This is a genomic window from Stenotrophomonas sp. MYb57 (assembly GCF_002966815.1).
GTDB classification, from domain to species: Bacteria; Pseudomonadota; Gammaproteobacteria; order Xanthomonadales; family Xanthomonadaceae; genus Stenotrophomonas; species Stenotrophomonas indicatrix.
In genome coordinates this window covers 1,620,843-1,632,065 of record NZ_CP023271.1, presented here as the reverse complement: position 1 = coordinate 1,632,065, position 11,223 = coordinate 1,620,843, and the positions used below count along the sequence as shown (strand labels likewise).

Sequence of the window (11,223 nt, the reverse complement as noted above, 5' to 3'; positions counted from 1 at the left end):
GCACCGCGCAGGGCGGCATGCCGGCAGGAACAGGCAGGCTCATCGGACGAAGAATGGGGAAGTACGCAGATGATAGGGCAAACCCTGTCACCGGCGTCACCGCGCCCGGGCCGCCCGGCGCAACCGGGCCGGGTCCGGGATCGATGCCGCTAGCGCGCCTCGGCGCTGGTCGACCACTGCACCACCGCTTCCAGCCCACCTTCGGGGCGGTTGCGCAACCACAGGCGCCCCCCGTCCTTCTCGGCCAGCGCGCGGGCGATGGTCAGGCCCAGGCCGGCACCGCCGGTCTCGCGCGAACGGGATGTCTCCACCCGCACGAACGGGTCGAACACCGCTTCCAGCTGGTCATCGGCCAGCCCGGGGCCATCATCGGCGATGACCACCGTGATCGTGCCCTCGCCGCGCTCGACACGTACCCGGGCGCGTTGCGCATACATCACCGCGTTGTCCACCAGGTTGGAGAACAGGCGATGCATCGCCAGCGGGCGCAGCATCAGCACCGCGCCGCTGCGGCCTTCAAAGACGACGTCGGCGCCGTCCTCGGCGGTGTCCTCGACGATGCTCTCCAGCAGCGAATCCAGGTCCAGCGCGGCGCGCTGTTCGGCACTCTCCGCACTTCGGGCAAGTTCAAGGCCCTCGCGTACCAGTGCCTGCATCGCAGCCAGGTCGCCGATCAGGCGCTCGCGCAGGGTCTCGTCGGTCACGTTTTCCAGGCGCAGGCGCAGCCGGGTCAGCGGCGTCTGCAGGTCGTGGGTGATCGCCGCCAGCATCTGCGTACGTTCGGCCAGGTGGCGCTGCAGCCGATGCTGCATGGCATTGAAGGCTTCGGCGGCGCGCTGCACCTCACGCGGCCCGCGCAGCGGTAAAGGTGCCCGCTGCAGGTCATCGCCCAGGTCCTCGGCGGCGGCCGCCAGCTCCTGCAGCGGCGCACTGGCCATGCGTGCAACCACGTAGGCCAGCACGGCAATGGCCAGTACCAGCAGGGTCAGGAACAGCGGGTCCACGGCGAGGATGCCGTTGTGCGCGATCGCCGGCGAATCCAGGGCGAGCTTCAGCAACGTGCCGTCGTTGAGCACCACGTCCACCGCCCGGCACTTGGGCGGGATGAAGGTGGGATCGCGTTCGTGTGGCGGCTTGCGGTGGCCCGGCGGCGGTGGCGGCAGCAGGTCCTGCAGCTTGGGAATGCACGAACGGAACGAGGCGAAGTGCACATGCGCCCGCGACACCGGGCCCGGGCGGTCTTCCAGTACTTCCATCAGCGCCTTGTCGGCCCGCCCGATGCGCGCGCCGGGCTGCAGTGCCCGCACGCTGGGGCCACCGATCTCCAGCAGCCGCTCGCGCAGCTCCGGGTTGCCGTCGAGCAGGTTGATGTAGCCCTGCAGGCGGTCGGCGATGCGGTTCAGGTTCTGCCGCTCGAATTCCTGCTGCCGCTTGGAACTGGCCAGCATGGTCGCGCCGATCGCGGCCACGCTCATGCCCAGCAGCAGGATCACGAACAGCCGTCCGACCATCGAGGACAGGAAGTGGCGCAGGCGCTTCATCGCGGCTTATTCCAGGTTGACGGCCGAGGCCAGCACGTAGCCTTCGTTGCGCACGGTCTTGATCAGGCCATCGGGGCCACCATCATCGGCCAGCTTGTTGCGCAGCCGGCTGACCTGCAGGTCGATCGCCCGGTCCTGCGCTTCGTAGTTGCGGCCGCTGCTGAGGGCCACCAGCTGCTCGCGCGAGAGCACCTTGTTGGCATGGGCGATGAACACCCGCAGCAGGCGGAATTCGGCGCCGGACAGCACCACCACGCGCCCGTCCGGATCGACCAGGTGGCGATGCTCCAGGTCGAAGATCCAGCGTGAGAAACGCGCACGGCGCACCGCCAGCGGTTCCAGGTTGGCCGGCAGCGCTTCGGTACGTCGCAGCACGTTGCGGATGCGCGCCAGCAGTTCACGCGGCTCGAACGGCTTGGCCAGGTAGTCGTCGGCGCCCATTTCCAGGCCGAGTACGCGGTCGATCGGCTCGGCGCGCGCGGTGAGCATGATCACCGGCGTGTTCGAGCGCGCGCGAAGGTCGCGGCACAGGGTCAGGCCATCCTCGCGCGGCAAGTTGAGGTCGAGCACGATCAGGTCCACGTGTTCGCGTTCCAGCAGCTGGCGCATGCTGGTGCCATCGGCGGCGGTGCTGACCTGGTAGCCAGCACGGCCGAGCTGCTCGGCCAGCAGGGTGCGGATATCGTTGTCGTCATCGACGATCAGCAAACGGTGCATCGGGTTTTCAGTCTCCATGTCGCGAATCATCCCGTGTCGGCAGCTGAACCGCATCCAGGCCAATGCGTACCACTGTATCCCCCGCAGTGCGGGATACCTGCCGATACGCAGTCTCGCAGACAGTGTTACATAGAGACACACCCCGAGGATTGAGCACAGCGTCGCTCGATCTTCACAATGCCCACCAACGCCGCCACTGCGGCCCCCAGAGTGAAGCCGCCACGTGATCTCCCGCCTGTTGCCCGCGACCCGCAAGGGTCGCCTGATGTTGATCGCCCTGATTGTCCTGATCGCCGCTGTATCCGCCTGGTGGCTGCTGCGCAAGCCTGCCGCACCGGCGCTGGCGACCACCCCGGTCAGCCGCGGCGACATCGAGCAGACGGTGGAAGCCACCGGCGTGATCGACGCCTACAAGCTGGTCAGCGTCGGCGCGCAGGCCTCCGGCCAGATCAAGTCGCTGAAGGTGCAGCTGGGCGATACGGTGAAGGAAGGCGACCTGATCGCCGAGATCGACGCCACCACCCAGCAGAACCAGGTGCTCAACGCGCAGGCCTCGCTGGACCAGGTGACCGCGCAGCGCGCAGTGCAGCAGGCCACCCTGCGCCAGGCCGAACTGGAGTTCGCACGCCAGCAGCAGATGCTGGCTGCCGAAGCCACCTCGCGTCAGGAATACGACGCCGCCGAGGCCCAGCTGAAGACTGCGCGTGCGCAGCTGCAGTCCTACGAGGCGCAGATCAAGGGCCGCGAAACCGAACTGGGCACTGCCCGTGCCAACCTGGCCTATACCCGCATTGTCGCGCCGATGGACGGCACCGTGGTGGCGGTGGTGGCCGAGGAAGGCCGCACGGTGAACGCCAACCAGACCGCGCCGACCATCGTGATGCTGGCACGGCTGGACGTAGTGACTGTCAATGCCGAGGTGTCCGAGGCCGACGTGGTCAAGATCAAGGCTGGCATGCCGGTGTACTTCACCACGCTGGGTGACCCGGACCGCAAGTACCACGCCACGCTGCGGCAGATCAATCCGGCACCGGCGTCGATCGCCAACGAAAGCTCGTCCAGTTCCAGCAGCTCGTCCAGTTCCAGCTCCAGCAGCGCGGTTTACTACAACGCGTTGTTCGACGTCGAAAACCCCGATGGCACCCTGCGCATCGACATGACCGCACAGGTATCGGTGCTGCTCAAGCAGGCCAAGGGCGTGCTGATGGTGCCGGCCGTGGCACTGGGACCGAAGTCGCGCGATGGCGAGCGCATCGTGCGGGTGGTCGATGACAAGGGCCAGCCGCAGCCGCGCAAGATCAAGGTCGGCATCAACAACGGCGCCAACGTCGAGGTCCTGTCCGGCCTGAAGGAAGGCGAGCGCGTGGTGGTCGGCGAAGGCGGCGCTGCGGCAGCCGCTGGCGGCGGCAACCGTGGCGGCATGCAGATGCGGGTCGGCGGCCCGGGCATGGGGCGCCGATGAGCATGACGGCGCCACTGCTGCGCCTGCGCGACCTGCGACGCGAATTCCCGGCCGGCGAGGATGTCATCGCCGTGCTGCGCGACGTCAACCTGGACATCCATGCCGGCGAGATGGTGGCGATCGTCGGCCAGTCCGGATCGGGCAAGTCCACGTTGATGAACATCCTCGGCTGCCTGGACCGCCCGACCCGTGGCAGCTACCAGGTGGCGGGCCGCGAGACCGGGAAAATGGCGCCCGACGAGCTGGCCGAGCTGCGCCGCGAGCACTTCGGTTTCATCTTCCAGCGCTACCACCTGCTGGGTGATCTCGACGCACGCGGCAATGTGGCCGTGCCGGCGGTGTATGCCGGCAGCCCCGGCCCGGTGCGCACAGCCCGTGCCGAGCAGCTGCTGCAACGGCTGGGCCTGGCCGACCGCATGCACCACAAACCCGGGCAGCTGTCCGGTGGCCAGCAGCAGCGCGTGTCGATCGCGCGCGCGTTGATGAACGGTGGCGAGGTGATCCTGGCCGACGAACCGACCGGCGCCCTGGACACGAAATCCGGCGAAGAGGTGATGGCCATCCTCGGCGAACTGCATGCCGAAGGCCACACCATCATCATCGTCACCCACGACATGAGCGTGGCCGAGCACGCACAGCGCATCATCGAGATCCGCGACGGCGAGATCATCGCCGACCGTGCCAATCCGGCCGCGCCCAGCTACCGTGCGCAACGCGAGCCGAGCACCGGCGTGGCCCATGGCAGCAGCTGGCAGGCCGCCCGCGACCGCTTCACCGAAGCGTTCCGGATGGCCCTGCTGGCGATGAACGCCCATCGCCTGCGTACCTTCCTGACCATGCTCGGCATCATCATCGGCATCGCTTCGGTGGTCTCGGTGGTGGCACTGGGCAACGGTTCGCAGCAGCAGATCCTGCAGAACATCAGCGCGCTGGGTACCAACACCATCGACGTCTACCCCGGTCGCGGCTTCGGCGACATGCGCTCGGCGCGGGTGCAGACCCTCAAGGCCAGCGATGCCGATGCCCTGTCACGGCAGAGCTACGTCGACAGCGCCACCCCCAGCGTGTCCAGTTCGGTCACCGCGCGCTACCGCAACCAGTCGGCCACCGCGCAGATCAGCGGCGTCGGCGAGCAGTACTTCCGGGTGAAGGGCGTGAGCCTGCTCAGCGGCAGCTTCTTCGACACCGACGCGGTGAAGGGGCTGGGCCAGGTGGCGGTGATCGATGAGAACACCCGGACCCAGTTCTTCCCCGACAGCGACCCGATCGGCCAGGTGATCCTGCTTGGCAACGTGCCGGTGCGCGTGGTCGGCGTGGCCAAGAAGCAGAGCTTCGGTTTCGGCGGCAGCACCAGCCTGAGCGTGTTCGTGCCCTACACCACGGTGATGTCGCGCATGCTCGGGCAGAGCCACGTTTCCAGCATCACCGTGCGGGTGAACGATGAAACGCCGATGGATGCGGCGCAGGAAGCGATCACCCGGCTGCTGACCATGCGCCACGGCACCGAGGACTTCTTCCTCAGCAACAGCGCCGAGATCCGCGACACCATCGAACAGACCACGCGCACGATGACCCTGCTGATCGGCGCCATCGCCGCCATCGCGCTGCTGGTCGGTGGCATCGGCGTGATGAACATCATGCTGGTCTCGGTGACCGAGCGTACCCGCGAGATCGGCGTGCGCATGGCGGTGGGGGCGCGGCAGAGCGACATCCGCCAGCAGTTCCTGATCGAAGCGGTGCTGGTGTGCCTGCTCGGCGGATTGCTCGGCATCGGCCTGGCACTGCTGATGGGCGTGTTGATCGGCCGGTTCGCCAGCGATTTCCAGGTGCTGTTCTCCACCGCTTCCATCATTGCCGCCTTCGCCTGCTCGACCCTGATCGGCGTGGCGTTCGGCTTCCTGCCGGCACGCAGTGCCGCCCAGCTCGACCCGGTGGAGGCCCTGGCCCGCGAATGAAGATGATGACCCGACTGCCCTTCCCCGCTCCCTCGCGCCTGCTGCTGTCCGGCGCCGTGCTGCTTGCACTCTCCGCATGCGCTTCCGTGGGCCGCTATCCGGTCGAAGACCCCAGCGTTGCCGCCAACTATGGTCGTGGCGATGCGACCCTCAACGCACCGGCCGACGACCCGCGCAGCGGCCTGGACACCCCGGCCCGTGACGTCCGCCAGGACAACTGGTGGACCGGCTTCGGCGACGAGCGCCTCGACCGCCTCGTCGCGCAGGCGCTTGCCGCCAACAGCGACCTCGGTGCGGCCGGGCTGGCGGTGCAGCGTGCACGCCTGCAGGCCGGGCTGGCCAGCAACGCGCTGTGGCCGCAGCCTTCGTCGTCCGGCGTGAGCGGCAGCGGCAGCCGCGCCACCGACCAGGCCGACGACTGGCGCCGCAGCTATTCCACCGGCGTGTCGCTGGGGTGGGAAATCGATCTGTGGGGCCGCCTGCGCAGCCAGCGCGACATCGCCCGCTGGGAGGCCAACGCCAGCGAAGAAGACCGGCAGAACACCGCCCTGCTGGTGATCGGCGATGTCATCAACCAGTACTGGGCACTGGCCTACCTCAACCAGTCCATCGCCACCGGCCAGGCCAACCTTGAGCGGCTGCAGCGCACGCACGAACTGGTACAGGCGCGCTTCGATGCCGGTGCGGTTTCGCGCCTGGAAGTACGCCAGGCACTGCAGAACCTGCAGTCGCAGCGTTCGGCGCAGAGCGCGCTGGAACAACAGCGGGTGGAGGTGCGCAACGCGCTGACCGTGCTGCTGGATGGCACGCCGTGGCCGCAGCACGACGAACCGCAGAACCTGCTGGAGGCGCAGAGCCCGAGCATTGCCGAAGGCCTGCCCGCCGACCTGCTCGGCCGCCGGCCCGACCTGCGCGCGGCCGAACTGCGGCTGCGCAACAGCCTGAAGACGATCCGGGTGACCGCCACCCAGTACTACCCGACACTGAGTCTTACCGGCAGCCTGGGTTCCAGCGCCACCTCGCTGGGCGATGTGCTGCGCAATCCGGTGGCGACGCTGGGGGCTGGGCTGTCGCTGCCCTTCCTCAACCTGCAGCGCGCGCAGCTGGATACGGACGTGGCCGGCACCAACTACCAGATCGCCGCCACCAACTTCCGCAAGACGCTGTACACCGCGCTGTCGGAGGTGGACAACGCCTTGTCCGCACGCGAGCAGCTGCTGCGCCAGGTAACCGCGTCGCAGGCGTCCTACGATGAAGCGGTGGAAGTGGAACGTGCGCAGGAAGTGCGCTATCGCGTGGGCGCCACCGATCTGCGCACCTGGCTGGAAGCACAGCAGACCCGGCGCGACGCGGAACTGTCACTGGCACGGGTGCGGCAGAGCCAGTTGAACAACGACGTGACGCTGTTCAAGGCGCTGGGAGGCAGCGCGGGGTAAGGCATCCGGAGCGCCAACCAAGGTTGGCGACTACCGCCTGCCCGGTAGGTGTCGCCCTTGGTCGACACGGCGGATCAGAAAAAAGGGTCAGATCCCTTTCCCGTGGGAAAGGGATCTGACCCCGATCGGGTCTCCGCAGCTGTCGATCAACCGCGCTGGCGCACGGCCTCGAACAGGCTGACGCCGGCAGCAACCGAGACGTTCAGGCTCTCGATCTCGCCCGGCATCGGAATCTTGACCAGGCCATCGCAGTTTTCGCGGGTCAGTCGGCGCAGGCCGTCGGCTTCGCCGCCCAGCACCAGGGCGATGTTGCCCTTCAGGTCCAGCTGGTACAGCGACGCAGTCGCCTCACCGGCCAGGCCGTAGATCCACACGCCCTGCTTCTGCAGGTCCTTCAGGCAGCGCGACAGGTTGGTCACCGCCACCACCGGAATAAGGTCGGCAGCGCCGGCCGAGGTCTTGCGCACGGTGGCGTTGACCGTGGCCGACTTGTCCTTGGGAATGATCACGGCGGTAGCGCCGGCAGCGGCGGCCGAACGCAGGCAGGCGCCGAGATTGTGCGGGTCCTGCACCTCGTCCAGCACCAGCAGCAGGGCCTTGCCTTCCGCAGCCGTGACCAGGCCTTCCAGCTCGTTCTCGTTGTAGGTGCGGGCGGCGGCATAGCGTGCAGCCACGCCCTGGTGGCGCACCGAACCGCCCACGCCGTCCAGCGCCTGGCTGTTGACCTTGCGCACGTCGATGCCCTTGCGGCGGGCGTTTTCCTCGATTTCGACCAGGCGCGGGTTCTTCGCACCGGCCTCGACCAGCACTTCGCGGACGTTCTCGGCGTCGTTCTCGATGGAGGAGGCGACGGCGTTGACGCCGACGATCCACTGGCTGTTCTTGCTCATGCGGGCAGGACCGGAAAGGGGGTGGCTATGGTAGAGCATCGGCGGACGCGGCGCTGCGGCGGCTGGCCGGCAGCGCCGGGCCATGCCCGGCGACCGTTGTCCGTCGCCCCCGCCGGGCAAGGCCCGGCGCTACCCGCGCGTGCGCGGCGGCCAGTGCGGGGTGTCGTGGTCGGGATGCTGGTGGGAAACGACCGTGGCCAGGAATTCCAGCGCGGCCATGTCCTGTTCCGTACGGCGTGCCGGCAGCCGGCCCAGCCCATCGACGAAGGGCAGCTTGCGCTCGACGCCGTACTGAAGGGTCGGCGGCAGTCGTTCAGGCTGGTCGAACGCACCGGCGGCCACCGCCACGCCATCGGGGGCTTCATAGGTCAACGGCGTGCCGCAGTCGGCGCAGAAGCCGCGCCGCACTACGTTGGACGACTGGAAATAGCGCGGTTGGCCACGGGTCCAGCTGAACTGCACACCGCGCACCGACACCAGCGGCGCGTAGTAGGCGCCGAAGGCCTTCTGGCACATCCGGCAGTGGCAGATCGAGCTGTCGGTCAGCTCGCCCCGCGCCTGGAAGCGGATCGCGCCGCACTGGCAGCCGCCGCTGTACTCGGGTTGGCCCTGCATTGCCGCTTTCCTCCGAAACGTCGTGCCAACCAACGGTTGGCACCTACCGGGTGAGGTGGGTGCCGACCGTTGGTCGGCACACCTTTCAGTACTTCTTCTTCGCGCGCTTGGCTGGCTTGCCGCGCTCGGGCAGCGGGGCCGGGCCTGCTTCCTCTTCCTCGCCCTTGTGCTCGACCAGGCGGAAGTCGATCTTGCGCTCTTCCATGCTGGCCTTCAGCACCAGGATGCGCACCTGGTCACCCAGCCGGTAACTGCTGCCGCGGCGCTCGCCGGTCAGCGTCTTGCGGGTCGCGTCGAACTTGTAATAGTCCTGCGGCAACTGGGTCACGTGCACCAGGCCCTGAACCTTCGAGTCGGCCAACTCCACGAACAGGCCGAAGCTGGTCACGCCGCTGATCACGCCGTCGAACTGGCCACCGACGTGTTTTTCCATCCACGCCGCGCGGTAACGCTCATCCACTTCGCGTTCGGCCTCATCGGCGCGACGCTCACGCTCGGAACACTGCAGTGCCAGTGCTGCCATCTCGCGGGCGGTGTAGGTGAACTTGTCCAGCGGCTTGCCCGACAGCGCATGCTTGATCGCACGGTGCACCAGCAGATCCGGGTAACGACGGATCGGCGAGGTGAAGTGCGCGTACGCTTCCAGCGCCAAGCCGAAATGGCCGTTGTTGTCCGGGCTGTACACGGCCAGGCTCTGGCTGCGCAGCAGCACCGATTCCAGCAGCGTGGCATCGGGACGGTCGCGGATCTTCTTCAGCAGCTTGGTGTAATCACCTGGGCGCACCTTCGACCACGGCGGCAGGCTCAGCTTGAACTCCTTGAGGAATTCCAGCAGATCGGCGTACTTGGTCTCCGGCGGCTTCTCGTGCACGCGGTAAGGCGCGGGCACGTGGCGCGACAGCAGGTACTTGGCCGCCTCCACGTTGGCCGCGATCATGCATTCCTCGATCAGCTTGTGCGCATCGTTGCGCACCAGCATGCCGGCCTGGGTGACTTCACCGCGGTTGTCGAGCACGAAGCGGACTTCGCTGCTTTCAAACTCGATCGCGCCACGCTTGCTGCGCGCCTTGGACAGCACCTTGTACAGCTGGTGCAGGCGCTGCACCTGCGGCAGCAGGTCGCCGATGAAGGCCTTCGCACCGGCATCGTCCTCGCCCACCGCCTGCCACACCTGGGTGTAGGTCAGGCGCGCATGCGAATTCATCACCGCTTCGTAGAAGCGCGAGCCGGTCACCTGGCCCTCGCGGTCGATCTGCATGTCGCAGACGAAGCACATGCGGTCGACCTTCGGCATCAGCGAGCAGATACCGTTGGACAGCGTTTCCGGCAGCATCGGCACCACGAAGCCCGGGAAGTACACCGAGGTGGCGCGCTTCTGTGCTTCATCGTCCAGCGGCGTGCCGGGACGGACATAGTTGGAGACATCGGCAATGGCCACCACCAGGCGGAAGCCATCGGCGTTGGGCTCGCAGTACACCGCGTCGTCGAAGTCCTTGGCGTCCTCGCCATCGATGGTCACCAGCGGCGTGCTGCGCAGGTCGACGCGGCCGCCGATCATCGCCGGCTCGACCACCAGCGGTACCGACGCGGCTTCGTCCAGCACCTCCTGCGGGAACTCGAACGGCAGCTCGTGGCCGTGGATCGCGGTTTCCACCACCAGCGAGGCAGTCAGCTTGTCGCCGAGCACGGCGATGATGCGACCGATCGGCGGACGGCGGCTGTCCGGTGCCTGGGTCAGTTCGCAGACGACCAGCTGGCCATCGTTCGCGCCGCCGGTCTGGTCCGGCGGCACCTGCACGTTGCGCTGGATGCGCTTGTCATCGGGCACCACGTAGTTGATGCCCATCTCGACGCTGAAGCGGCCGATCAGGCGCGTCATGCCGCGCTCGAGAACGCGGGCGATGCTGCCTTCGCGACGGCCGCGGTGGTCAATGCCGGTGACACGTGCCAGCACCTTGTCGCCGTGCATCACCTTGCGCATTTCATAGGGCGGCAGGAACAGATCGTCACCGCCCTCGACCGGGCGCAGGAAGCCGAACCCTTCCGGATTGGCGATCACCACGCCGGTGACCAGGTTCAACGTCTGGATGGGCGCGAAGCCGCCGCGGCGGTTCTGCACCAGCTGGCCGTCGCGGACCATGGCGCCAAGCCGGCGCGACAGCGCTTCGGCACGGTCCGGTGCGGTCAGGCCCAGGCGCGCGCCGAGTTCCTCAGCCGTCTGCGGCCCTTCGCAGCGTTCCAGCAGGGCCAGGATGGCCTCGCGGCTGGCAATGGGTTGTTCGTACTTTTCCGCTTCGCGGGAAGCGTAGGGATCATCGATCACCTTGCCCGCCGGTGGCAGCTTGCGACCCATTGCCGGGCCCGGCGGCTCGGCGTTGCGGCGGCCACGTCCTGGAGGCGGTGCACCGCCTTCGGCCAGTGCGGGGAGCCAGCCCGGCAACGGCTTGCCCGGCTTGTTGTTGCGGGCAGTGCCCTGCTTGGTGCCCTTGTTGGGGGCTTCACTGCGGGACTTGCTCCCGCCCTTGCTTGGTTTTTTGGTAGTCATCGCCCTCCATGGTAGCCGCTGTGGGCGTGCAGAACGGGTCAGCAAACACGTTGAAGAACCCC

Annotated in this window: 8 protein-coding genes; 3 read left to right on the top strand and 5 right to left on the bottom strand. The window is 67.7% G+C overall.

Features of this window, described 5'->3' with window-relative positions:
- Positions 1-149: 149 nt before the first annotated feature.
- Both CLM74_RS07435 and CLM74_RS07430 read right to left on the bottom strand, forming a co-directional pair.
- Positions 150-1,541: an ATP-binding protein gene (locus CLM74_RS07435; RefSeq protein WP_025875397.1), complete on the bottom strand. Its 1,392-nt coding sequence runs from the start codon at positions 1,539-1,541 to the stop codon at positions 150-152.
- A gap of 6 nt (positions 1,542-1,547) precedes the next feature.
- Entirely contained in the window at positions 1,548-2,276 is a 729-nt protein-coding gene (locus CLM74_RS07430; protein ID WP_025875399.1) for a response regulator, read from the bottom strand.
- 205 nt (positions 2,277-2,481) lie between these two features.
- Here CLM74_RS07430 and CLM74_RS07425 point away from each other — a divergent pair, with 205 nt between their 5' ends.
- From CLM74_RS07425 to CLM74_RS07415, 3 genes are read left to right on the top strand one after another with little or no spacing between them, the layout of a single operon-like run.
- Positions 2,482-3,720, top strand: a complete 1,239-nt coding sequence (locus CLM74_RS07425; RefSeq protein ID WP_025875401.1) for an efflux RND transporter periplasmic adaptor subunit — start codon at positions 2,482-2,484, stop codon at positions 3,718-3,720.
- Entirely contained in the window at positions 3,717-5,675 is a 1,959-nt protein-coding gene (locus CLM74_RS07420) for a MacB family efflux pump subunit (RefSeq protein WP_025875403.1), read from the top strand. The genes CLM74_RS07425 and CLM74_RS07420 overlap by 4 nt, the downstream gene beginning before the upstream one ends.
- Complete coding sequence (locus CLM74_RS07415; RefSeq protein ID WP_105163773.1) at positions 5,672-7,111, top strand: efflux transporter outer membrane subunit; 1,440 nt, start codon at positions 5,672-5,674, stop codon at positions 7,109-7,111. The genes CLM74_RS07420 and CLM74_RS07415 overlap by 4 nt, the downstream gene beginning before the upstream one ends.
- A 146-nt stretch (positions 7,112-7,257) precedes the next feature.
- On the opposite strand, the gene rlmB is transcribed toward CLM74_RS07415, so the two are convergent.
- From rlmB to rnr, 3 genes are all read right to left on the bottom strand, one after another.
- A complete protein-coding gene (gene rlmB, locus CLM74_RS07410; RefSeq protein WP_025875407.1) occupies positions 7,258-8,001 on the bottom strand; it encodes a 23S rRNA (guanosine(2251)-2'-O)-methyltransferase RlmB in 744 nt (247 codons plus the stop codon).
- Between the two features lie 129 nt (positions 8,002-8,130).
- Positions 8,131-8,616, bottom strand: coding sequence for a GFA family protein (locus tag CLM74_RS07405; protein WP_025875409.1), 486 nt, complete (start codon positions 8,614-8,616; stop codon positions 8,131-8,133).
- An 85-nt stretch (positions 8,617-8,701) separates the two neighbouring features.
- A complete protein-coding gene (gene rnr, locus CLM74_RS07400; protein WP_105163772.1) occupies positions 8,702-11,161 on the bottom strand; it encodes a ribonuclease R in 2,460 nt (819 codons plus the stop codon).
- Between the last annotated feature and the right edge of the window lie 62 nt (positions 11,162-11,223).

Bases quoted from the DNA above. Each gene is read 5' to 3' on its own strand.
- CLM74_RS07435 (WP_025875397.1), bottom strand. From the start codon at position 1,541: ATGAAGCGCCTGCGCCACTTCCTGTCCTCGATGGTCGGACGGCTGTTC.
- CLM74_RS07430 (WP_025875399.1), bottom strand. From the start codon at position 2,276: ATGGAGACTGAAAACCCGATGCACCGTTTGCTGATCGTCGATGACGAC.
- CLM74_RS07420 (WP_025875403.1), top strand. From the start codon at position 3,717: ATGAGCATGACGGCGCCACTGCTGCGCCTGCGCGACCTGCGACGCGAA.
- CLM74_RS07415 (WP_105163773.1), top strand. From the start codon at position 5,672: ATGAAGATGATGACCCGACTGCCCTTCCCCGCTCCCTCGCGCCTGCTG.
- rlmB (WP_025875407.1), bottom strand. From the start codon at position 8,001: ATGAGCAAGAACAGCCAGTGGATCGTCGGCGTCAACGCCGTCGCCTCC.
- CLM74_RS07405 (WP_025875409.1), bottom strand. From the start codon at position 8,616: ATGCAGGGCCAACCCGAGTACAGCGGCGGCTGCCAGTGCGGCGCGATC.
- rnr (WP_105163772.1), bottom strand. From the start codon at position 11,161: ATGACTACCAAAAAACCAAGCAAGGGCGGGAGCAAGTCCCGCAGTGAA.